Source organism: Flavobacterium sp. WG21 (assembly GCF_000335775.1).
Lineage (GTDB): Bacteria > Bacteroidota > Bacteroidia > Flavobacteriales > Flavobacteriaceae > Flavobacterium > Flavobacterium tructae.
In genome coordinates this window covers 105,824-129,942 of record NZ_AMYW01000003.1, presented here as the reverse complement: position 1 = coordinate 129,942, position 24,119 = coordinate 105,824, and the positions used below count along the sequence as shown (strand labels likewise).

Below are 24,119 nucleotides of genomic sequence, written 5' to 3'. Positions count from 1 at the left end.
TTTTTATTTTAGCTTAAACTCATAAACATTCCCACCAGTCTTGTTTGCCTTTTCATCGGCAATCAGCAAGGTGCTGTTATCTTTAAAAACGACAGCTTCTTTTTGCGAAAAGTGATCCAATTTAATTTCCGTTTGCGATCCTTTATGGAACAAATCATTTTTATACCCTTTAAACAAAACGATTTTATCATGACTCAGCAAAGCTACTTTTTTACCATCGGGGCTAATGGTTGCACTTGTTAAAACACAATGATTGTAATTATCACAAGTTTTAAACTCCCCTATTTTAATCGCTTTCTGAGTTCCCGGAGCATTTAAAATCTTATAAATAAAAGCCGTTCCATCGAAATTCTTACTACGGTTTTTGGTAAACAGATAAAAATAATTCCCGTGTTCAAAAAAGCCTTCGACATCATAGAACATTTCTTTTTTCTTCGGAGGAAATTCTGTTTGTTCCGGGTAGGAAAATAAAACCTTATACTCTGCCACAGCTGAATCTTTATTCAACTGATTCTTATTGACTTTATAAATACACAAATCTTTGCGCTCGTTGTCGTTATTTCCAAAATCTCCTATATAAACATTCCCGCTTTTATCTCTGGTAATATCTTCCCAATCTACATTAGTCGCATTTGAAACAACAATCGATCTGGCAATCTTCCCATCTGATTTTATCGCATAAATTTCATTTTTATTGCCACTGTCTTCTATCGCATAAATTAAATTCGTTTCAGGAAAATAAGTAATTCCCGAAACTTCTTTTAGTTTCTTCGGAAGTGCGTACAACGTTTTTAAATTTGGATTAGATTGTTGCTGACAAGCCAGTAAGGCTATAGAAGCCCCGAGTAAAAAAAACTTTTTCATAATATCTTCTTTTAATTTAACCTAACTAAAACCTGTTACCCGCCAAAGATTTTTATTGAGTGCAGTACTTAAAGTAGGTTTGTATTTTTAAAATTGCGTGTAATAAATTCAAAAGCAGCAAACATAATATGTCCCATAGATTTAGCATTCTTGAACTTCATATCATTGGTATAACGGTACAATTCCATTTTTAGTTGATTCAGATGCTCTTCTGTCGAAATCGTATCGTGACACATGATATTCAGTAATTTTTTGATTCTGGTTTCGGCTGAATGGATACGTTTTGCCAAAATCGCTCTTTCCTCATCCTTGTACTGAATAATGGACCGGTCCTCCAATTTTTCTTTAATCAATTTGATCATCGGATAATTTTCTTTGAAAAACTGGGGACGATACACTTTAAAGTTTCCTTCGTAACATTGCTGATCAAAATCAATTGGACGGATTTTATAAACTACCTGATCGAAGTCATGAATGGGAACAATCACATAATTATAAGCACGCATATCACCCAAAAGCCTAATCATACAACGTTCGTTGAACTTCACAAATTCTTTTGCAATCTGTGATTTTTCCATTTCCGTACAACTATCCAATAAAGTATCCATAAAAACGTCACCCGGGATCCCGATAATATGCTCTTCAATTAAAGTATCCTTAAAAACCAAAAAATTGATTTTATCCGGTGAAAGAATATCCTCCAACTCTAATCCGTAAATTCTTGAAGCATCTGCTTTTTTGATATAAAAATGAACATAATTATCATTGAGAATATTACGAACTTTTATTCGGAAAGGTTTAGAATTTCCAAAAGTACAGTAATCAATTGCATCAATATTCAAATACTGAATGATCTCGTTATTTCCATCAGAATGTAAAAGGGAATAGATTTTTTTCAGATTCAGATCGATCTCATTTCTCTCAAACTCGCTGTAATACACTCTGATCCATAAAGTATCCGTTTCATTTTTATCATAAACATTAACCGAGCCTGAAAATCGCAATAGATCATCATAGAACACCGATACTTTCGAAATACGTTCGTATCGCTCTAAATAACTAAGAAGAGACGGCATTAAAGGATAAGACGGTTTTTTCAAAACCATTAAAGGTTCGCTCATATTTTTGAATATCTTTATTACAAATTTAAATGAATAGCATCATATAAATAAATTTAGCGTAACAAAATAAAAGTTGAATCGTCTTACATAAAACTAAAACCGAAATAAATTTGGAAACCATACTTACTATCGAGAATCTTCATAAAAGATACGGGCGTATTCAGGCCTTAAAAAATGTATCTTTTGAAATACAAAAAGGCCACGTTTATGGCATATTAGGCCCTAACGGAAGCGGTAAATCGACCACTTTAGGAATTGTCCTGAATGTTGTAAACAGAACTTCGGGAAACTATACCTGGTTTGGAGGAAAGGTACAAACACATGAAGCACTAAAAAAAGTAGGCGCCATCATCGAAAGACCCAACTTTTACCCGTACATGACTGCCGAAGAAAACCTGAAACTGGTTTGCAAAATAAAAAGCATCAATTATTCTAAAATCAGTGAAAAGCTTGATTTAGTTGGGCTATCCGAGAGAAAAGACAGCAAGTTCAGTACCTTTTCTTTGGGAATGAAACAGCGTCTTGCCATTGCTTCGGCACTCTTAAATGATCCGGAAATTTTAATTTTAGACGAACCAACAAATGGTTTAGATCCACAGGGAATTCATCAGATCAGAGACATTATCCGAAAAATTGCGTCACAAGGAACCACTATTTTACTGGCCTCTCACCTTTTAGACGAAGTAGAAAAAGTATGTTCGCATGTAGTTGTTTTACGAAAAGGAGAAATTTTATACTCCGGATCTGTCGATGGAATGTCAGCCAATGAAGGTTTCTTTGAACTTCAGTCTGATGATAATCTGGCGTTGAAAACCATACTGGAAACACATCCGGCAGTTGAAAAAATTACCGAAGAAGACGGTAAAATCCTGGTTTATTTGAACTCTGATTTATCCGCTTCTGAACTCAATCATTTTCTGTTTTCTAAAAATATTGCTTTGAGCCATCTGGTAAAACGCAAAAACAGTTTAGAAGCGCAATTTTTAGAATTAACCAAGAACGCCATTATCCAAAACAACTAAACCATGAACAGACTAATTTCTATAGAACTACAAAAAATCTGGAAAAACAAAGCCAGCCGCATCCTCACTTTGACTTATTTCATACTGCTTTCGTTCATCGCTTTAATGGCTTCGATCAAATTTGACATAGGTCCTTTTAAATTCCATTTGGCAGAAATGGGTATTTTCAACTTCCCTTTCATTTGGCATTTCAATACTTATGTAGCCGCCTTACTTAAACTTTTCCTTGCAATCGTTATTGTTTCTATGATGGCCAATGAATACAGTTACGGAACTTTAAAACAAAACCTGATTGACGGTTTAAGCAAAAAAGAATTCGTTCTGTCCAAGTTCCTAACAGTTGTACTGTTTGCATTAGCCTCTACCATTTTCGTATTCGTTATGAGTGTAATTCTTGGACTGTGCTTTTCATCCTATACCGAATTTGATGTTATTCTGATGGATTTAGACTATCTTCTTGCCTTTTTCGTAAAACTCACCGGCTTCTTTGCATTCTGTTTGTTTTTAGGAATTTTGGTAAAGCGTTCGGCTTTTGCATTAGGTTTTCTTTTGGTATGGAGTATAATAGAAGGAATTATGAAAGGAGTTTTGATCTTTAAGATTTTCCCTGAAAGTTCAGTAGGTCAAACGATCATGAATTTTTTCCCGCTGGAAGCCATGTCAAATCTAATCATTGAGCCTTTTTCAAGATTATCCGTAATTCGTTCAATAGGAACACAAATTGGGGTAGAAAATACCAAAGATTATGGCGTACATTATACTTCGGTTTTAATCGTTCTGATCTGGACATTCTTATTTGTTTACTTCTCATACAAGCTATTAAAAAAGAGAGATTTGTAGTATATTTGTTGTACTATGAACTATTTTAAAATCTTATCACTAGTCTATTTTGTGTGTTTACTCTCTTTAAAAGTAAACGCACAAAATATTAGTATAGACGATACCAGAACTGCTGAAGATTTAGCAAAAAATATTTTAATTAACAGCGCTTGTATCAATGTTACTAGTGTTAATGCAACTGGAAATCCTTCTAATACGGGTAATAGTTATGCTTATTTTAATTCGGGCGGAGGTAGCTTTCCCTTTTCAGGAGGTATTGTTTTAAGTACATCACCAAGTACAAATGCTTCAGGTCCATTTATACGATCAAACTCTATTGGCGTTACTAACGATAAGTGGCTGGGAGACTCAGACTTAAATCAGGCCTTAAACAACAACTCGAGTAAACAGGCAACTGTTCTGGAATTTGATTTTATCGCTTTAGCCAACTCCATCAGCTTTAATTATATTTTTGCTTCAAACGAGTATCAAACCTACTATCCGTGCATCTATTCTGATGGTTTTGCTTTTTTAATAAAAGAAGCAGGCACTAGCGACCCTTATAAAAATTTAGCCGTCTTACCCAATACGACAACCCCGGTTTCTTCTACAACAGTTCATACTAAAATCGAACCTGTTTTTGTTAATGGTACAAATTATCCGGGATGTGACCCTTTAAATGAGAGTTTTTTCAATGGCTACAATACCATTAATAGCCCCATAAATTACGCCGGGCAAACTGTAGTTATGAATGCTCATACAGATGTAATTCCCAACAAAAAATACCACTTAAAACTGGTAATTGCCGATGATCCTACAGGGCAATTCAACTCTGCTGTTTTTATAGAAGCCGGTAGTTTTATCTCCAGAATAAACCTTGGAACCAACAAAACAATTGCCGATAAAAACCCAGCCTGTTTTGGAGAAAGTATTGTCTTAGATACACGTCTGGACAGCAATCTTTATACTTTTAAATGGTTTAAAGAAACTACCACTAATAACTATGTAGAAATTTCTCCGGCAGAAACCGGTTCTGCCTATACTGTTACAACATCTGGCAATTATAAGGTTGAAGCCACGCTAATCGGAACAACTTGTGTGGCCACCGGAAAAATTAAAATTGAGTTTGCTCCTGAGATTCTGTCCACCAACACTTCATTAGTGCAATGTGACGATGATACCGACGGAATATCGGTTTTTGACTTGACAAAGGTCGCTAATATTGTGAAAAACAATGTTGCCGAAACGCTGAACAAAGGATACTACGAATCACTAGCTGATGCTCAAACTAAGACGAATCCAATCTCAACTCCTGAAAAGTACACTAATAAATCCCAAAATCAGGTCATTTACGTCCGACTTGAAAACCAATATGGCTGTAGTAAAATCGCAGAAGTAACGTTGCAAATTTCCAACACCACAATTGCCCCTCAAAATCCATTTGCAACTTGCGACGGAGATGACAAACAAGACGGATTTTATCAATTTGATCTTAATGCACAGGTAACCCCTCAACTTTCGACAGGTTTACCTGCGGGCATCACTTTCAGTTACTTTTTAAATGCAAATGATGCTCTGGTAGCTACAAATACATTACCTAATATCTTTAAAAACACTACCGCTTTTACTCAGACCATTTATGCTAAAGCCACAAATGGGTCTGATTGTTACGACATTCTTCCCATAACTCTGGTCGTAAACACTTTTGATCCCGCTAATTTTCAAGACGAATCAAAATACTTGTGTAAAGGGGAGCAGATTACCCTGGATGTCGCCACTGGTTTCGCCAGCTATTTATGGAATACCGGAGCTGCATCAAATTCCATTACAGTAAACACAGCCGGTGATTATTCCGTACTTGTAAAAGACATTAACGGCTGCGAAAAAACCAAAAAATTTAAAGTAATACTGTCTGAATCTGCAATTATAAGTGGTGCAGATACAAAAGATTTCTCTGGCGATGAGAACTCGGTCTTAATTCAATACACAGGGGTTGGTAATTATGAATTTTCATTGGATGGAAGTGTTTTTCAAGATAACCCATTATTCACTAATGTCAAACCCGGAATTTATAATACGATCGCAAGGGATAAAAACGGTTGCGGGCTTTCAAACCAATATGAGGTTTACATTGCAGACTATCCGAGATTCTTTACTCCAAATGGAGACGGTTATAATGATTTATGGCTAATTAAAAACTCTGATCAGCTTCCGGCTTTTAAAATCTTCATTTTTGATCGTTATGGAAAATTACTCAAACAAATGGATCAAAATACTCTGGGCTGGAACGGCCAATTTAATAACCAGCAATTGCCCGCAGATGACTATTGGTTCAACATTCAATTTGTTAACGGCAGAGTCATAAAAGGTCACTTCAGCTTAAAAAGATAAAAACTTTACACTTTCTTATTCCGGAAATCTGTAAAGAAATTCCTGTCCGAAAATTCCAAGACAAAAAAAAGCCAAATTCCACTGATTGGAATTTGGCTTTTTATATTGAATTTTAAACTTCTTAGAATTTAAATCTTTTTCTATCAGTTTCTGTCAAATAGATTTTTCTCAAACGAATAGATTTTGGAGTAACCTCTACATATTCATCTTTTTGAATGTACTCTAATGCTTCCTCTAAAGAGAAAATGATTGGAGGAATAATTCTCGCTTTATCATCAGCTCCGGAAGAACGAACGTTAGATTGTTTTTTCTCTTTCGTTACGTTAACACACATATCATCACTACGAGAGTTTTCTCCAATTACCTGACCTTCGTAAATTTCGGCATTTGGTTCAACAAAAAACTTACCACGATCTTGTAATTTATCAATAGAATAAGGAATAGCTTTTCCTTTTTCCATAGAAATTAACGAACCTTTGTTACGTCCGGCAATTTCTCCTTTATAAGGCTCATATCCAATGAAACGGTGTGCCATAATAGCCTCACCAGCTGTTGCAGTAAGTAATTGGTTACGCAATCCAATAATTCCACGTGATGGAATATTAAATTTAACGATCATACGTTCCCCTTTAGTTTCCATACTCAACATTTCACCTTTACGCATGGTAACAAACTCTACCGCTCTACCTGAAAGATTCTCTGGCAAATCGATTGTCAATTCCTCAATTGGCTCACATTTTTGACCATCAATTTCTTTGATGATAACTTGTGGCTGACCAATTTGCAACTCATACCCTTCTCTTCTCATTGTTTCAATAAGAACAGATAAGTGAAGTACTCCACGACCAAAAACCATGAATTTATCAGCAGAATCAGTTTCACCTAACTTCATCGCTAAGTTTTTCTCTAATTCTTTTGTCAATCTTTCTCTAATGTGACGAGAAGTTACAAATTTACCTTCTTTACCAAAGAAAGGAGAGTCATTAATAGTAAACAACATACTCATTGTAGGCTCATCAATAGCAATAGATGCTAAACCTTCAGGATTTTCAAAATCAGAAATAGTATCACCAATTTCGAAACCTTCAACACCAACAATAGCACAAATATCTCCTGCAATTACTTCTGTTACTTTTTTACGTCCAAGACCTTCAAAAGTATGTAATTCCTTAATTCTCGATTTTGTTACGGCACCATCTCTTTTTACCAAAGATATTGGCATTCCTTCTTTTAAGACACCTCTTTCTAAACGACCGATAGCAATACGTCCTGTAAAAGCAGAGAAATCTAAAGATGTAATCAACATTTGAGGATTTCCTTCTGAAACTTTAGGAGCAGGTACATTATCAACAACCATATCCAATAATGCTTCAACATTATCCGTTACGTTTTCCCAGTGGTCAGACATCCAGTTGTTTTTAGCAGAACCATAAACTGTTGGGAAATCCAACTGCCATTCTTCAGCACCTAATTCAAACATTAAGTCAAAAACTTTTTCATGAACTTCTTCAGGAGTACAGTTTTCTTTGTCCACTTTATTGATAACTACGCAAGGCTTAAGACCTAAGTCAATCGCTTTTTGTAATACGAAACGAGTTTGTGGCATTGGGCCTTCAAAAGCATCCACTAGCAAACATACACCATCGGCCATGTTCAATACACGTTCTACTTCACCTCCAAAATCCGCGTGGCCAGGAGTGTCAATAATATTGATTTTTGTTCCTTTATATTGAACTGATACGTTCTTTGAAGTAATAGTAATACCTCTCTCACGCTCTAAATCGTTATTATCAAGAATTAAATCACCTGTGTTTTCGTTGTCACGAAATAATTGACAGTGATACATAATTTTATCAACCAAAGTGGTTTTACCGTGATCGACGTGGGCAATAATTGCAATGTTTCTAATAGATTCCATCTGTGATTTTTAATGGGTGCAAAGGTACACTTTATTTTGATATAAAAAACGTTTCTGCGATAGTTTGCGTAGAGACAAGTAATTAGTAACCCAAAAACAATGTAAATTTAAGTCTAAATTGAACTTTTGTTATTGTTTAATTATAGTTAATTTAACTATATTTGAGTGATGAAAAGTAAAACTCTCCAAATTACTCTAGTTTATATTATCATATCGTTATTTGTGGCAATCATCTGTCATAAATTACTTACGACTTACTTTTCAAAGACCGATTACTACATTGTTTTTTTTTTAAAGGACATTTTTTTCATCCTGAGCACTGCACTGTTTTTCAAATACATACTTTCTAAAAACGAGAAAAAAAACATTGCTATTTTCAAAAAATTAAAGGAAACAAACGAAGAAATAAAAGAATCAAACGAAAAATATGACATTGTAGCCAAAGCAACAAGTGATACCATTTGGGATTGGAAAATCCAGGAAGACAGCATCAATTGGAACAAAGGAATAGAAAACGTTTTTGGGTACAATCCGACAGAGGTTGGAAAAACATCCAAATGGTGGTTTGACAAGATTCATCCGGAAGATAGCATCAGAATGTCTATCAAACTATACTCTTTTATAGAACAAAAAACAGAAAAATGGCAGGATCAGTATCGTTTTAAATGTGCCGACGGGAGTTACAAATATGTTTTGGACAGGGGTTTTCTTCTCAAAGATGAAAACGGAAGAGCCATCAGAATGATTGGAGCCATTCAAGACATTACCAAACAAAAGGAAGAAGAACAACGATTAAGACTTTTAGAAACTGTAATTACACAATCTAAAGATTCCATATTAATAACAGAAGCCAATTCTCCGGATCGAAAAATACCTAAAATTGTTTACGTTAACCCTGCTTTTTCACAAATGTCAGGATACATGTCAAATGAAATAATTGGAAAATCTCCCAATATTTTCAAAGGTCCAAAATCCGATTCAGAAGAACTAAAAAAACTCTTAAGAGCTATAAAAAATGAAGAAGAGTGCCTAATTGAGACTATAACCTATACTAAATCAAAAGAAGAATACTGGGTAAGATTCTCTATGATCCCTATTTTTAATACTGAAGGCATCATTTCACACTGGATCTCCATTCAAAGAGACATTACCGATGAAAAGAAACTAGAGACGGAAAAAGAACACTTAATTAGAGAATTAACTCAAAACAACAAAGACTTAAAACAATTCTCCTACATTACCTCACACAATTTACGTGCGCCATTATCCAATTTAATCGGACTACTAAACCTTATTGAGGACATCCCTGTCGAAAACGAAGAACTAGAAGAAATCCTGTCTGGTTTTACAAAATCAACACATTTGCTAAACGAAACCATTAACGACTTAGTAAAAGTAATCATCATCAAAGACAACCCTTCTATGCAAAAAGAGGAAGTCTCACTACAAGAAGTTTTTGAAAATGTATTTAGCCAGCTATCATTTCAAATCGAACTGCACAAACCCATTATCAAACTCAAATTCGATAAAGTTCCGTTGCTAAACACAAACAAAGCCTATATCGAAAGCATTTTATTAAACCTACTTACCAATTCTATAAAATACAAATCAGAAAACAGAAAATTAAAAATATCCATTACAGCAGAACAGATCGACCAAAAAGCAGTTCTAACTTTCAAAGACAACGGAATTGGAATTGATTTAGAAAGAAACCGCGACAAAGTCTTTGGACTATACCAACGATTCCATAACTACCCCGACAGTAAAGGACTAGGCTTATATCTTGTAAAATCACAAGTCGAAACCATGGGAGGAACCATCAGTATTGATAGTGAAGTCAACAAAGGCACCACATTTACAATAACATTCAAAAACTAACTCATATGCTGGAGCAAATTTTATGTATAGACGATGATCCAATCACGCTGATGTTATGCAAAAAAGTAATTTCGAAATCATCATTCTCAAAAGAAATCATCACAGCTCAGAATGGCGAAGAAGCATTACACCATTTCAACACACTTAAATACACCAATAACAAAAACAAAGCAAACAAAAAACCGGAACTGATTTTTTTAGATCTAAACATGCCCGTAATGGGCGGCTGGGAATTTCTGGATCATTTCACCTCTCCGGCTTACAAAGAATTCAATACTGCAAATGTAATTGTCCTATCCTCTACTATTGATCCTGAAGATTTGGCCAAGGCAAAAAAATACCCCATTATAATCGATTTCCTTTCAAAACCAATCACCCTTCCAATGCTGGAGTATCTTAAAAAGAAAATCGGAATCTAACCCTGGAATTTCAAATTCCAAACCATAATCAAATACTATTAAACCTTAAAAATCTTCGGAATAATACAAACAAAAAAAAGTCCTCAAAGAGGACTTTTATATTTTTATCAAATTGTAATTAATTACAATTTAGCAACATGTTTAGTTAATTTAGACTTCAAGTTAGAAGCTTTATTATCATGAATGATGTTCTTTTTAGCTAATTTATCAATCATAGAGATAACAGTTGATAATTTAGAAGATGCATCAGCTTTATCAGTAGCTAATCTTAACGCTTTAATAGCATTACGAGTAGTTTTATGCTGGTATCTGTTAAGAACTCTTCTTTTTTCGTTACTTCTGATTCTTTTTAATGCTGACTTATGATTTGCCATTTTCTTTTAATTTTTAGATGTAATAATTATTATAAATACTAGTTAAAAAAGAAAAACCTCCCACAATTATAAAACAATCACTTTGGTTTTAACTAATAAAACAAAAACCGAGACACCAATTTTTATTTTATAAAACTTATTTACAACTAATTTTTGTAGTCTGTAAGGGAATCGAACCCCTGTTACCAGGACGAAAGCCTGGAGTCCTAACCCCTAGACGAACAGACCATCATCGTACTAAGTTTTCTTCAATTTAAAGAAATTGAAATTTGTAGTCCGTGGGGGAATCGAACCCCCCTTACCAGGATGAAAACCTGGCGTCCTAACCGATAGACGAACGGACCATTACATCAAGTTAAATAACTTTGTCGCAGAAAAAAAAGTAGTCCGTGGGGGAATCGAACCCCCCTTACCAGGATGAAAACCTGGCGTCCTAACCGATAGACGAACGGACCGTGTGTTTCTCTAATGCGGATGCAAAGATACATCTATTTTTTAGTTGCACAATAGCTGATGCAATTTTTTTTATTTTTTTAATATGCCTTAGCAAAAAGCACTCTTTTAGAAGATGGATTCCCAGTAAACACACAGGTTCCCGCTTCTTCAACAGCATCCAAAGGAATACAACGAATCGTTGCTTTTGTCAGGTCTTTTATCTTCTCTTCAGTAGCCGCTGTACCATCCCAATGAGCCGATACAAAACCACCTTTTCCATCTAAAATTTCTTTAAATTCCTCAAAGCTATTTACTTCCGTAATATGCGTATCACGATAATTCAATGCTCTATTGAATAAATCAACCTGAATCTGCTCTAAAAGATCATTTACATAATTCACAATTCCGTCGTTAGAAACAACCTCTTTAGTCAGTGTATCACGTCTGGCAACTTCAAAAGTTCCATTTTCTAAATCTTTTGGTCCAACCGCGATTCTAACCGGCACCCCTTTCAATTCCCATTCCGCAAACTTAAATCCAGGCTTCTGAGTAGTTCGGTCGTCATATTTAACAGAAATCTTCAGCTTTCTTAATTTAGCCGTCAATTCATTAACTGCAGCTGTAATTTCAGCCAATTGCTCGTCTGTTTTATAAATCGGAACAATCACCACCTGTATTGGCGCTAAATTTGGAGGCAATACCAATCCCTGATCATCAGAATGTGTCATAATCAGCGCTCCCATTAAACGAGTCGAAACTCCCCATGAAGTCCCCCAAACATGCTCCTGTTTTCCTTCGGCATTGGCAAACTTAACATCAAATGCCTTAGCAAAATTCTGTCCTAAAAAGTGAGAAGTCCCTGCCTGCAATGCTTTTCCATCCTGCATCAAAGCTTCAATACAATACGTTTCATCAGCACCTGCAAAACGTTCTGTTTCGGTCTTCAATCCTTTTACAACCGGAATTGCCATAAAATTCTCTGCAAAATCAGCATATACATGCATCATTTTTTCAGATTCCTCTAAAGCTTCAGCTTTTGTAGCATGAGCCGTATGCCCTTCCTGCCACAAGAACTCAGCAGTTCTCAAAAACAAACGTGTACGCATCTCCCAACGCACCACATTCGCCCATTGATTAATTAATAAAGGTAAATCTCTGTAAGACTGAACCCAGCCTTTATAAGTAGACCAAATAATCGCTTCACTCGTCGGACGAACAATAAGCTCTTCCTCCAGCTTCGCATTTGGATCTACAATAAGCTTTCCGGGTTTCTCCGGATCATTTTTTAATCTATAATGTGTTACAATAGCACACTCTTTCGCAAATCCTTCTGCATTTTTCTCTTCCGCTTCAAACATGCTCTTAGGCACAAATAAAGGAAAATACGCATTCTGATGTCCTGTTTCTTTAAACATTCGATCCAATTCCGCCTGCATTTTTTCCCAAATAGCGTATCCGTAAGGTTTAATAACCATACAGCCTCTAACTCCTGAATTTTCAGCTAGATCCGCTTTTACAACCAGCTCGTTATACCATTTTGAATAATCTTCTGATCTTGTAGTGAGGTTCTTACTCATATCGAATAGTTTGGCACAAATTTTGTTTTAATAATTTTAACTAAATAGTTTGACAAAACTAACTATTTTTGTAATGTGCAACAATAAAAAACACCACAGATATGAAAACTTCTATTTCTTTCCGCCAAAACTCAAGTCATTTTTACTTAATTGGATTATTGAGTTTTCTATTAGCATCGTGTGGTTCTTACCAAAACACTTCCTATCATGACAACGATGGAATTTACGGAGGTTCACCAAGAACGTATGCTCAAGCAAATACCACAAACAATCAATATAAAGATTATTTTAGATCCTTACAAGACGACAATCAGCCAACGGAAATTTTTACAGATGTTGACAGCTATGGCAATTATGCTGTAAATGACAGCACAAAAACAGTTAGCAACTACCCTGCCTGGGGAAGTGCAACCACTGATGTTTCTGTAAACGTATATTCTAACCCTTCATGGTCGTTAGGATTTGGTTTTGGCTACGGATACCCTTACTATGGTTGGGGTTACGGAGGATACTGGGACAACTATTGGGGATACCCTGGCTACTGGGGAGGCGGATGGGGATATCCGGGATGGGGATATCCGGGATGGGGTTACCCTGGCTATTGGGGATCTGGTCATAGATACGGATACAACAACTACTCTTATAACTATGGAAGAAGAGGTTCTGCAGCTTATTATGGAGGAAGAAACTATTCTTCCGGAAACTATATTACAAACAGAGGCTACAGCACCAACAGAACTTACAACTCTAACAGAGACTACACCACTACTAACCGCAGCTATAACAGTAATAGAACCTATAGCACAAACAGAAGTGATTTCTCTGATTCAAGAAGAAATGCGTCTGTAAACGGAAGAACATACAACAACTCCTCACCAACCTTTACCAACAGAGGAAACACAACTCAATACAATAGTGCTGATTACAGCAACAGAAGATCATCAAGCAATTACAACACTAACAGAAGCTACAATTACAACAATAATAATTCTGCACCAACAAGAAGCTACTCTCCTAGCCCATCCCGTTCTATGAATAGCGGCGGTGGCGGCGGAGGAAGATCGTATAGCGGCGGCGGTGGCGGCGGTGGCGGAAGATCATATGGTGGCGGAGGAGGCGGAAGAAGATAATCGCCTCTTTCATTAATCACAAAATCACAATAAAAACTATCCAAATGAAAAAAATATTATTCCTACTTATTACAGGACTAACTGCCAGCGTCTCACATTCTCAGGAAGTATCAGATGCTGTACGTTATGCGCAAGACAATTTAACCGGAACTGCAAGATTCAGAGCCATGAGCGGTGCTTTTGGAGCCGTTGGAGGAGATTTCTCAGCTATTTCCGTAAACCCTGCAGGATCGGCAATATTCTCTAATAATCAGGTTGGAGTAAGTTTTAGCAATCAAAACATCAAAAACAACTCCAACTATTTTGGAACAGGAATTAGTGAAAGTAAAAATTCTTTTATACTCAATCAGGCGGGTGCTGTTTTTGTTTTTCACGACCACAACCCAAGCAACAACTGGAAAAAAATTACAATTGGAGCCACTTATGAAAATACCAATAATTTCGACAACAGAATTGTTTCAGTAGGAACAAACCCAACAAATTCTATTGATAAATATTTCCTAAAATTTGCAAACGGAATTCCTTTGAACGTGATAGATGGACTTAATTACAAAGATTTGTTTTATAACGAACAACAAGCATATATGGGATACTGGGGACATGTAATTGACCCTGTTACCACAAATAGCAACAACACACAATATATCAGTAATGTACCTGCAGGTGGCAACTATTACCACGAGAATGAAGTTTTCACTAGCGGATACAATAGCAAATTAAGCTTCAATATTGCAACATCTTACAAAGACAGAATCTATCTTGGAGCCAACTTAAATGTTCACATTACTGACTACAGAAGATCAACCAGCTTCTATGAAGATAATGACAACCCATTAGAAACAAGAGAAACAATTTCAAGTTTACGTTTTAACAATGAACTATACACTTACGGTAACGGCTTCTCCTTTCAACTTGGAGCTATTGCTAAAGTCACAGATGCATTCCGACTTGGCTTAGCCTACGAATCCAATACCTGGTACGAACTAAACGACGAAACTTCGCAAACTTTATACAGCACAAGAAAAGCTCAGGGAGGGCAAGACATTAACGAAACGGTAAATCCAAAAATTGTAAATGTTTACGACTCTTACACCCTACAAACACCAGGAAAAACCACTTTTAGCGCTGCTTATGTCTTTGGAAAATCAGGCCTTATCAGTATTGATTATGCCATTAAAGACTACGGAAACACCAAATATAAACCAACAAACGATGCAGGTTTTAGAGGAGTAAATAGCGACATCAGCAATCAATTGACCAATGCCGGTGAATTAAGAGTAGGTGCCGAATATAAAATAAAACAATTAAGCCTACGCGGCGGATATCGTTTTGAACAAAGCCCTTATAAAAACGGAACTACGATTGGAGACTTAACCAGTTACTCAGGTGGTCTAGGTTATAATTTTGGAGGCACTAAAGTAGATTTAGCCTATTCTTACTTAGAAAGAAAATCGAATCAGGGATTTTTTGCAACCGGATTTACCGATGGAGCGAACGTTACCTCAAAACTAAACAACGTGACGCTTACTTTACTTTTTGAATTGTAATTAAAAACAAATAGAATGAATTAAAATCTCCGTCAGGCTCTTACTTGACGGATTTTTTTTAGCCCGGATGGAAGCAGCATCCTTTTGTGTCCGCCTCGGCCGACACAAAAGATATAGCAAACAGCAGGATAAGCTTCATAAAAATCACCTAAAAGAAACGGAAACAAGCGGTGTTTGAATAAAAAAGTGTAATTTTGCACTCCAATTTATAAAAGTATGAGAACCAAGTCTTTAAAAAAGAACAAAATTAACGTAATCACTCTTGGGTGTTCGAAAAATGTATATGACAGTGAAGTGCTAATGGGACAACTTCGTGCTAATGGCAAAGAAGTACAACATGAGGCACCTGCTAAGGAAGAAGGAAACATTATTGTGATCAACACTTGCGGTTTTATTGACAACGCCAAAGCAGAGTCGGTAAACATGATTTTGGAATATGCTGATAAAAAAGACAAAGGATTAGTAGATAAAGTTTTCGTTACCGGATGTTTGTCAGAACGTTACAGACCGGATTTAGAAAAGGAAATCCCAAATGTCGATCAATATTTTGGTACAACTGAATTACCTCAGCTGCTTAAAGCTCTTGGTGCTGACTATAAACACGAGCTACTGGGAGAGCGTTTAACTACAACTCCAAAGAATTATGCTTATTTGAAAATTGCGGAAGGCTGCGACAGACCTTGCAGTTTTTGTGCCATTCCGTTAATGAGAGGTTCACATGTTTCGCAACCTATTGAAAAACTGGTTAAAGAGGCTCAAGGTTTAGCAAAAAATGGCGTAAAAGAATTAATTCTAATTGCTCAGGATTTAACGTATTATGGTCTTGATCTTTATAAAAAACGAAATCTTGCCGAACTTTTGGAAGCATTAGCCAATGTTGAAGGTATCGAATGGATTCGTCTTCATTATGCTTATCCAACAGGTTTCCCTATGGATGTATTAGAATTAATGAAACGTGAGCCAAAAATCTGTAATTACATCGATATTCCATTGCAACATATATCGGATTCTATTTTAAAATCGATGCGTCGTGGTACTACTCAGGCAAAAACGACACAATTATTAAAAGATTTCCGTGCTGCAGTTCCGGGAATGGCGATCAGAACGACTTTAATTGTTGGATATCCGGGTGAAACTCAGGAAGATTTTGAGATTCTGAAAGATTTTGTTCAGGAAATGAAATTTGACAGAATGGGATGTTTTGCCTATTCTCACGAAGAAAATACACATGCTTATTTGCTGGAAGATAATGTTCCGGACGATGTAAAACAGGCTCGTGCGAACGAGATCATGGAATTACAGTCGCAAATTTCATGGGACTTAAACCAGGAAAAAGTAGGACAGGTTTTCAAATGTATTATTGACCGAAAAGAGGGAGCTCATTTTGTAGGGCGAACTGAATTTGACAGTCCGGATGTTGATAACGAAGTTTTAATTGACGCTTCTAAGCATTATGTAAAAACAGGAGAATTTGTTAATATAAGGATAATAGAAGCGACAGAATTTGATTTATACGGAGAACCTGCTTAAATTTACGCTAAACAAGTATCAATTTTAGATAAAATACACTTTTATGAAACCTATACAATCTTTATTTATTTTGTTTTTCACCTTATTGTGTTTTAACTCTGTTTCGGCCCAATACGGAAATGGATACAATAACGGTTACGGTGGTGGCGGTTATGGTAATGGCTACGGAAGAGGTGGCGGAATGGGAATGGACAGAAGCATGATGGGAGGTCCGCAACCCAATACCAGTAAACCAAAAGAGGTACCTGTTGAGGAAACAGTTGGTAAAATTGTTGAACAAATGAAACCTGAAATAAATCTTGATGAACTGCAAGTTATCGCTATTTCAAATGTTTTGGTAGACAGCATGAGAGAACAGGGGATTTTACTAAAAAATGAGAGCAGCAGTCAGGATCAAAAGATCGAACAAATTAAAGCATTGAGAGAAAGCACCACAAAAAAAATTACCGCTTTCTTAAATCCGGATCAGGTTCCAAAGTACACTGCATTTATGGATAATTTTAAAGAGATCAAAAAGACCTCTAAATCAAAAAAGAAAAAAGATTTAAAAGATAAAGATTCAAAAGAAGTAAAAGAAGACTCTGAAACAATCAAGACTCAGGAATAATTGTTTCGACTTCATCTAAAAAAATGCAACTAACCATGGCAAAAAAACATTTTTGTTACCTGATTTTAGCAATTATTATTACTTCTTGCTCTACAAATCCTTATAAAAATACTGAAAAAGTTTACGATCAGCAGCTTAAAACTTTAGAAGGCCAAATTACCAGTAAAGAAGCTCAGCCAATTCCTGTAGTACCGCGTATCGTTATTGATACAAGTTATGCACAACAGCTTGGCATTATTAAAGACACTTTATCAAAAACCGGCTCTACTTCCTTATTAAACGGCATACAGACAGAATGGATCGGAACAGTAAACTTTAATTTAAGAAAACCAAGTTTTATTATTATTCACCATACGGCTCAGGATTCACTTCAACAAACGATTAATACTTTTACCAAAACAAGAACTCAGGTAAGTGCTCACTACATCATATCTGAAAATGGAAAAGTAGTTCAAATGCTGAACGATTACCTGAGAGCATGGCATGCAGGAGCATCTACCTGGGGGAAAAATACAGATTTAAATTCTTCTTCTATCGGGATAGAACTTGACAACAACGGTTTTAAACCCTTTACTGAGGCTCAGATCAGCAGTTTAGTGGCGCTATTAACGAAACTAAAGAAAGATTACAATATTCCAACTCAAAACATATTAGGACATTCTGATATTGCTCCGGGAAGAAAACAGGACCCAAGTGCTTTATTCCCTTGGAAAACTCTGGCCGAAAAAGGATTTGGAATCTGGTCGGACGAAATTCTCGAGGAAGCACCTTTTGATTTTAAGATTGAACAAGCGTTAAGGATTATTGGATACAATACTAAAAATCTTTCAGCGGCTATTATGGCTTTCAAATTACATTACATTCAAACTGATGTGACGCCAACTTTAGATCGAAAAACAATAGATACCATTTATTCGATTTATAAAAAACAGCTTCAGTAATTTACACCTGAAGATTAACTGTAACGAGCACTAAGATTTAAGGCAAGATTCGTAAAGTTTTTTTTTCATTTTATGTCATTTCGACCGAAGGGAGAAATCGCATGCTGGATTTGACAAAGATTGGCAACATTCTGTGTCGAGTTTCTAATGCGATTTCTCCCTTCGGTCGAAATGACAAGCTTTGTGGTTATTTAATCTCAAAGTATAAGCAAAATTCACACACAAAAAGCTCACCCCATAACTCACCTCTCACAATTCACATCTCACTTAAAGAAAATAAAAAAGCTGCCAAAACATAAGTATGTTTCGACAGCTCCAAAAAAAAAAAAATATCAATCTTTATCTCTAGAAAGAGTATGTTGTAGCTACCAATCCGTAGAATGATCCTCCGGTTGGGGCAGCATCTTTATCTAAAAAAACATCCTCAGAGGCAGCGTCGTATCTTAACTCCGGAATAATAGTCAATTTCCCTACTTTATAATTCAAAGAAACTGTGTTTGCAAAAACATTTGATCCTGTTAAAGTCCCCAGACTCGCAGCTGCTTTTTTTGCATCAAAATACTCCATTCTATAGGCCAGACTCAAACTTGGCTTGAAAGCATAATTCGCATATCCTACCAAGGCAAACCAATTACCATCGAGCGCACTGTCAATATCGTTATTCGTTTTAGCGTACGTGGCATTAAACCCTAAAGAAAAGGCATCCGTTATTGTTTTAGATGCTACAAAATCAATCTGTGTTTTATTTTCATCAGAAACCGGATTAGTACTTCCCGAAGTAAAATTCAAATAAGCACTCCCGGTCTCTCCTATATACCCTACTTGCGCTATGTATGTTTTTTGACTTGAACCTGCATCCATTGCTGATTTAAAGTCGGTCGGATTAGTAACACCAAGCATAGCCGTGAATTTACCTGATGTGTATTGTGCTTTCAGACCTGTATTGAAAAACGGGCCATAAGAAAAAGCATAAGACATGCTATAATTTTTATTCCCTACAGCATCTAATACCTCATAACCTATATGTGTTCCGAAACTACCAGCTACAAACTTAAATTTATCGGTAACCTGATAGGTAAAAAACAATTGTTTAATCAAAAATTTTGCATTTATGTCTTTATCTGTTGTTTCGTTATAAGAGAACTCTCCTGCTCTTTTTCCAAAGCCCAGATCAACAAAAACGGAGGCTTTTCCAAAGGTATGTCCCGCCTGAACTGAAGCCATTCCTAATTCAAATGAATCCTGAGAATTGGTAAAACTTGTCAGTCCGTTCATTTGTTTTGAAAAATCATATTTATAATAAGCATCTGCCGATCCTCCCCACGTGGTCGCCGGTGAAGTCGCAGCTTCCGTTTCATCTTGAGCAAAAGCAAAAGAACTTGTTAACATCACGGCTAAAATGTGCAATACTTTTTTCATGTTTTAATTGGTTTTGGTTATTAATTGATTTTGGTTAGTTAATCTTTTATATAGGCAATTGAATACTATAAGTCACTTTTAAAACCTCTTATTCCCTCTAAAACCTCTTCATTTTCAGTAGCGAATTTATTAACTTTTGCATGAGTAAAAGAATTCAAATCTACTTTTTTTAGCGTTTTCAAGCAAGAATTACGGATTACAAAAATTAACCTCTCCATAATCGTTATTTGATATTATTAGCTATTCATTTTTAAAAAATACACAACACAAAAAAAGCAACAAACCATATAAATAAATAGGTTTACATGAAAAATAAAGTAAAAAACAATGAAAAAACATCAAAAATTAATCTAATAAAAAAGTATACCCCATAAAAAATACCCATTAATTCAAAACAATAAAAAAACACCATAAAAATCACCTGCCATTAATGAGGTAAAAAGCGCGATATCAAAAAAGAAAAAATTCCTACAATTTTAAAGCATGAAAAACAAAAATTAAACGGTTAACACTCATTGCTAAAAACGAGAAAGTCCATTCTAATTTGAACGGACTTTACTAAAAAAGAAAACCATAAGAACTCCATAAAAAATACGTTTCCGATCAAATAAAAGTAAATATGAAAATGCTTTTGGAGTAATGAGAGACCACACAAAGTTTATCAAGCAAAAAAAACATGCTGTCTTAAACCATTTACGTTTCGCTCCGCTGGAGCTTTTCTAATACCAGAAAATTATATTTGCTACAAACATTTTACTTTGCCGGAGCAGTTTCGAAAAAAACTGAAATAGTTACTTCCGAAAAAAATCTAATTTATAAAAAAACAGGGCTGACTCATTTTTGAGACAGCCCTTCCTTTTTAAAGCATATAAAAATTGATTTATGCTAAAATTTTCTCAATTGCATTTATTTCGTCTTCTGCGAAATCAAGATTTTGCAAACATTCGATATTATTATTCAATTGTTTCACAGAGCTTGCTCCGATCAAAACTGAAGTAACTCGTTTGTCCTTTTGGAGCCATGACAAAGCCATTTGAGCCAAAGACTGGTTTCTGTTTCCGGCAATTTCGTTCAATTGAACTAATTTCTGTATGCGTTCCTGTGTAACCTCATCTTCTTTCAAATGTCCGTTTGGATTATGTGCCCTTGAGTTTTCAGGGATTCCGTTTAGATATTTATCCGTCAGAAGTCCTTGTGCCAATGGAGAAAACGCAATACAGCCTACTCCTTTTTCTTCAAGAACATCTAATAAACCATTTTCTACCCAACGCTCCAGCATAGAATACTTTGCCTGATGGATCAAGCATGGTGTCCCCAATTGCTTCAAAACATCTACAGCCACTCTGGTTTGCTCTGCCGAATAGTTACTTATTCCCACATACAAAGCTTTTCCGCTTCTCACAGCATAATCTAAAGCCATCATCGTTTCCTCAATTGGAGTTTCAGGATCCGGACGATGCGAATAAAAAATATCCACATAATCTACTTTCATTCTTTTTAAACTCTGATCCAGACTTGACAGTAAATATTTACGAGAGCCCCAATCTCCATAAGGGCCATCCCACATGGTGTAGCCTGCTTTGGTCGAAATAATGATTTCGTCTCTTAAATTTCCCTGAAAGTTATGCCAGAGTATTTTTCCAAAATTAGTTTCTGCAGATCCGGGAACCGGCCCATAATTATTGGCCAGATCATAATGTGTAATTCCTTTATCGAAAGCTTCAACGGCAATACATTCTGCAGTATCAAAATTATCTACCGATCCGAAGTTATGCCACAATCCTAAAGAAATCTGAGGCAGTAACAATCCGCTTTTTCCACATCTGTTATATTTCATTGTTGTAATTATAAAGTTTTATAGCATTTAAAGGTAGAAACAAACCCTATTATTTTAAAAGCAAATAGTGCTTTATTTTTGTAAATTTGTTTAAACAATAAATTTATGGAAAATAACTGGCAAAACTTAATTTCAATCGATCCGGACATTCGGTTTGGTAAACCTGTGATTGCAGGAACCCGAATTTGCGTCTCAGACATTCTTTCCTGGCTATCTACAGCTATGACTTTCGAAGAAATTATAGCTGATTTTCCCGAACTAAAAAAAGAGCATATTTTAGCGGCTTTAGCCTTTGCTGCAAACAGGGAAAATATAACCAAAATAATCGCAGCCTAATGAAATTACTTTTGGATGCAAATATCTCATGGAGGGTAATTAAGGGCATTGAAAATGAATTTTCAAATTGTTTGCATTGCAAAGATATTCGAATAAACCAGCCTGCAAAAGATATTGAGATTTGGAATTTCGCCAAACAAAACAATTTCACCATACTTACTCACGATGATGATTTTGAAAAACTATTGCTTTTAAAGGGAGCGCCGCCAAAAGTAATAATTCTAAAGACTTTCAACAAAAATACGAACCAAATTGCTGAGCTTTTAATCTCAAAAAGGGAAGCTATTATTTCTTTTATTTCAAATGATGACTTACTGATCTTAGAGATTTATTAATTGTGTTGCTTCAAGACCGGTTTTATGAACAAGTAAAATTTTGTTATCAAGACATGAGTACTTGGCTTTTTTGATTACAAATCAAATTTTATAACTGTTTCATTCCGTACTAAAACAAGAAGCAGGCAAATTCACTTCATTAAACAGATCAGATTGGATTGTATTCCCCCAGGCAAAACGAACCTTAACCGGATTTTTAACTTTTTTACTGCTTACTACGACCTGATCGTTTCTAATTAAGGCTTCGGCTGTATAGAAAATACCATCTGCCCCTGCAACTTCAAACTGGTTGGACAGCTTGTTTTTAAAATACAAACCATCGGCATAGTCAAAAGAAAGAGTTACTACCTCTTCATCGATTTTAAAACTCTTAAAAAGTGGCCCATTGACCAGCCCAACAGTAATTTTATAAGTATTTTCCAAAGCCAGATTGGCTAAACGGACTCCCACTGTCTTTTTATCTTTGGGATGAATTTCTTTTACATCTAAAATATCACTGGTTACAATCATTCCGGTATTTGAAACTTCTTTGAGTAATTTTCTCTGTGAATTTCTTATGATGACATTATGAAAATTATTACTTCCCGTTTTAAAAGGGGCAATTTGTGCATAATAAAACGGAAAATCATCGCTCCAGGCTTTCCGCCATGAGGTGATCAAAGCCGATAATGTTTTGTCATATACTAAAGAACCAACATTCGATTCTCCCTGATACCAAATTGTTCCGGCAATCTTGTATCCAACAAAAGGATAGATCATCGCATTGTACGCACGTCCCGGCTGTCGGGGTCCATACTCCTGCTCATTTAATTTTCTTGCATTTTCTAACAAAACAGGATCATTCTGAACGACTTCTTCGGGTATCCAGACTTCTGCAGGAGTACCTCCCCAGTTGGAAGATATTAACCCAATCGGAACATTTTTTAGTTCTTCTCTTAAGCGTTTGGCAAAAAAATAACCAACAGCACTAAAATATTTCATGGTTTCTGGAGTAGACTCTGTCCAGTTACCAAGCAGATTGTTCTGTTGCGTTGTAGCTGTTAATTTCGGAACGCTAAAAAATCGAATATTCGGATTTGCTGCATTTTTAGTTTCTTCCTCCCCATTGTCTATTCCCCAGCTTGATGACATTTCCATATTCGATTGTCCCGAACAAATCCAAACTTCTCCAATCAAAATATTTTTAAGAATAATTTCGTTGTACCCTTTGATGGAAATTATATAGGGGCCTCCAGCTTCAGGCGTTTTTATTTTGAGCTCCCATTGCGCCAAATTGTTTGCTTTAACTTTATACTCGATATTGCTCCAGTCAGCCACTAATCGGATTTCTTCCTGTGGATTGGCCCAACCCCAAATCTTAACTTCAGCATTGCGCTGTAAAACCATATTATCACCAAAAATATTGGGTAGAGAGACATTTGCCATCATAAAACCAGGAATAATCAACAGAAAGAGAACAAACTTAAACATATTATTTTTCATCGTATCGCTTTTTTAAGAGAACCTGCTTGGTCTGACTATTGCCGACTTAATTCTTAAGTACCTATTGCATTTTAACAATTTCAGCTGTTTTAGTCCGGTGATATTGTAAAAAAACGCTCTACACTTTCCAGAAAAAC

20 protein-coding genes and 3 tRNA genes are annotated in these 24,119 nt (G+C 35.7%); 12 read left to right on the top strand and 11 right to left on the bottom strand.

All coding sequences use genetic code 11. The features are described 5' to 3' along the window. Positions 1 to 3: 3 nt before the first annotated feature. Both C245_RS0103635 and C245_RS0103630 read right to left on the bottom strand, forming a co-directional pair. Positions 4 to 864 carry an SdiA-regulated domain-containing protein gene (locus C245_RS0103635; protein ID WP_017495219.1) on the bottom strand — a complete coding sequence of 287 codons (861 nt, stop codon included), beginning with the start codon at positions 862 to 864 and terminating at the stop codon, positions 4 to 6. Between the two features lie 68 nt (positions 865 to 932). Further along, entirely contained in the window at positions 933 to 1,985 is a 1,053-nt protein-coding gene (locus C245_RS0103630) for a hypothetical protein (protein ID WP_017495218.1), read from the bottom strand. Positions 1,986 to 2,095: 110 nt separating this feature from the next. Between C245_RS0103630 and C245_RS0103625 the strand changes: the two genes are divergently transcribed. Genes C245_RS0103625 through C245_RS0103615 form a run of 3 tightly spaced genes read left to right on the top strand, consistent with a single transcriptional unit; the run spans position 2,096 to position 6,217 of the window. Beyond that, positions 2,096 to 3,007 (top strand): ABC transporter ATP-binding protein, encoded by a 912-nt coding sequence (locus tag C245_RS0103625; RefSeq protein ID WP_017495217.1) that lies wholly within the window; start codon positions 2,096 to 2,098, stop codon positions 3,005 to 3,007. A 3-nt stretch (positions 3,008 to 3,010) separates the two neighbouring features. Further along, positions 3,011 to 3,847, top strand: a complete 837-nt coding sequence (locus C245_RS0103620; RefSeq protein ID WP_026109847.1) for an ABC transporter permease — start codon at positions 3,011 to 3,013, stop codon at positions 3,845 to 3,847. Between the two features lie 15 nt (positions 3,848 to 3,862). Continuing rightward, entirely contained in the window at positions 3,863 to 6,217 is a 2,355-nt protein-coding gene (locus tag C245_RS0103615) for a T9SS type B sorting domain-containing protein (RefSeq protein WP_017495215.1), read from the top strand. Positions 6,218 to 6,338: 121 nt separating this feature from the next. Here the strand turns inward: C245_RS0103615 and typA are convergent, their stop codons facing one another. Beyond that, complete coding sequence (gene typA, locus C245_RS0103610; protein ID WP_017495214.1) at positions 6,339 to 8,135, bottom strand: translational GTPase TypA; 1,797 nt, start codon at positions 8,133 to 8,135, stop codon at positions 6,339 to 6,341. Positions 8,136 to 8,303: 168 nt separating this feature from the next. Here typA and C245_RS0103605 point away from each other — a divergent pair, with 168 nt between their 5' ends. Both C245_RS0103605 and C245_RS0103600 read left to right on the top strand, forming a co-directional pair. Then, the gene (locus C245_RS0103605) at positions 8,304 to 10,013 is read left to right on the top strand and encodes a PAS domain-containing protein (protein ID WP_017495213.1); all 1,710 of its coding nucleotides are present in this window, start codon (positions 8,304 to 8,306) and stop codon (positions 10,011 to 10,013) included. A 5-nt stretch (positions 10,014 to 10,018) separates the two neighbouring features. Further along, the gene (locus tag C245_RS0103600; protein ID WP_017495212.1) at positions 10,019 to 10,432 is read left to right on the top strand and encodes a response regulator; all 414 of its coding nucleotides are present in this window, start codon (positions 10,019 to 10,021) and stop codon (positions 10,430 to 10,432) included. A 122-nt stretch (positions 10,433 to 10,554) separates the two neighbouring features. Here the strand turns inward: C245_RS0103600 and rpsT are convergent, their stop codons facing one another. The 5 genes from rpsT to proS form a co-directional block, all read right to left on the bottom strand. Beyond that, entirely contained in the window at positions 10,555 to 10,806 is a 252-nt protein-coding gene (gene rpsT / locus C245_RS0103595) for a 30S ribosomal protein S20 (protein ID WP_017495211.1), read from the bottom strand. 156 nt (positions 10,807 to 10,962) lie between these two features. Beyond that, positions 10,963 to 11,034: transfer RNA gene (locus C245_RS0103590), tRNA-Glu, on the bottom strand. Between the two features lie 44 nt (positions 11,035 to 11,078). Continuing rightward, a tRNA-Glu gene (locus C245_RS0103585) sits at positions 11,079 to 11,150 on the bottom strand. A gap of 39 nt (positions 11,151 to 11,189) precedes the next feature. After that, positions 11,190 to 11,261: transfer RNA gene (locus tag C245_RS0103580), tRNA-Glu, on the bottom strand. 78 nt (positions 11,262 to 11,339) lie between these two features. After that, positions 11,340 to 12,818, bottom strand: a complete 1,479-nt coding sequence (proS, locus tag C245_RS0103575) for a proline--tRNA ligase (RefSeq protein ID WP_017495210.1) — start codon at positions 12,816 to 12,818, stop codon at positions 11,340 to 11,342. A 101-nt stretch (positions 12,819 to 12,919) separates the two neighbouring features. Here proS and C245_RS24100 point away from each other — a divergent pair, with 101 nt between their 5' ends. The 5 genes from C245_RS24100 to C245_RS0103550 all read left to right on the top strand — a co-directional run bounded on the left by C245_RS24100 (position 12,920) and on the right by C245_RS0103550 (position 18,573). Then, positions 12,920 to 13,948: a hypothetical protein gene (locus C245_RS24100; protein WP_017495209.1), complete on the top strand. Its 1,029-nt coding sequence runs from the start codon at positions 12,920 to 12,922 to the stop codon at positions 13,946 to 13,948. Between the two features lie 44 nt (positions 13,949 to 13,992). Then, entirely contained in the window at positions 13,993 to 15,495 is a 1,503-nt protein-coding gene (locus C245_RS0103565) for an OmpP1/FadL family transporter (protein WP_017495208.1), read from the top strand. Positions 15,496 to 15,711: 216 nt separating this feature from the next. Then, positions 15,712 to 17,025 carry a 30S ribosomal protein S12 methylthiotransferase RimO gene (rimO, locus tag C245_RS0103560; protein WP_017495207.1) on the top strand — a complete coding sequence of 438 codons (1,314 nt, stop codon included), beginning with the start codon at positions 15,712 to 15,714 and terminating at the stop codon, positions 17,023 to 17,025. Between the two features lie 43 nt (positions 17,026 to 17,068). Next, positions 17,069 to 17,632, top strand: a complete 564-nt coding sequence (locus C245_RS0103555) for a hypothetical protein (RefSeq protein WP_017495206.1) — start codon at positions 17,069 to 17,071, stop codon at positions 17,630 to 17,632. Positions 17,633 to 17,667: 35 nt separating this feature from the next. Then, on the top strand, positions 17,668 to 18,573 hold the full coding sequence (locus C245_RS0103550; protein ID WP_017495205.1) for an N-acetylmuramoyl-L-alanine amidase: 906 nt from the start codon (positions 17,668 to 17,670) through the stop codon (positions 18,571 to 18,573). Between the two features lie 345 nt (positions 18,574 to 18,918). Here the strand turns inward: C245_RS0103550 and C245_RS0103545 are convergent, their stop codons facing one another. Next, positions 18,919 to 19,992, bottom strand: coding sequence for an outer membrane beta-barrel protein (locus C245_RS0103545; RefSeq protein ID WP_017495204.1), 1,074 nt, complete (start codon positions 19,990 to 19,992; stop codon positions 18,919 to 18,921). An 880-nt stretch (positions 19,993 to 20,872) separates the two neighbouring features. Continuing rightward, on the bottom strand, positions 20,873 to 21,829 hold the full coding sequence (mgrA, locus tag C245_RS0103535; RefSeq protein WP_017495202.1) for an L-glyceraldehyde 3-phosphate reductase: 957 nt from the start codon (positions 21,827 to 21,829) through the stop codon (positions 20,873 to 20,875). Positions 21,830 to 21,934: 105 nt separating this feature from the next. On the opposite strand from mgrA, the gene C245_RS0103530 reads away from it, so the two are divergent. Both C245_RS0103530 and C245_RS0103525 read left to right on the top strand, forming a co-directional pair. Then, positions 21,935 to 22,165 carry a DUF433 domain-containing protein gene (locus tag C245_RS0103530; RefSeq protein ID WP_017495201.1) on the top strand — a complete coding sequence of 77 codons (231 nt, stop codon included), beginning with the start codon at positions 21,935 to 21,937 and terminating at the stop codon, positions 22,163 to 22,165. Further along, positions 22,165 to 22,500, top strand: a complete 336-nt coding sequence (locus C245_RS0103525) for a DUF5615 family PIN-like protein (RefSeq protein ID WP_017495200.1) — start codon at positions 22,165 to 22,167, stop codon at positions 22,498 to 22,500. The genes C245_RS0103530 and C245_RS0103525 overlap by 1 nt, the downstream gene beginning before the upstream one ends. Before the next feature lie 99 nt (positions 22,501 to 22,599). Here the strand turns inward: C245_RS0103525 and C245_RS0103520 are convergent, their stop codons facing one another. Further along, positions 22,600 to 23,982: a sialate O-acetylesterase gene (locus tag C245_RS0103520; RefSeq protein WP_026109846.1), complete on the bottom strand. Its 1,383-nt coding sequence runs from the start codon at positions 23,980 to 23,982 to the stop codon at positions 22,600 to 22,602. Positions 23,983 to 24,119 lie beyond the last annotated feature (137 nt).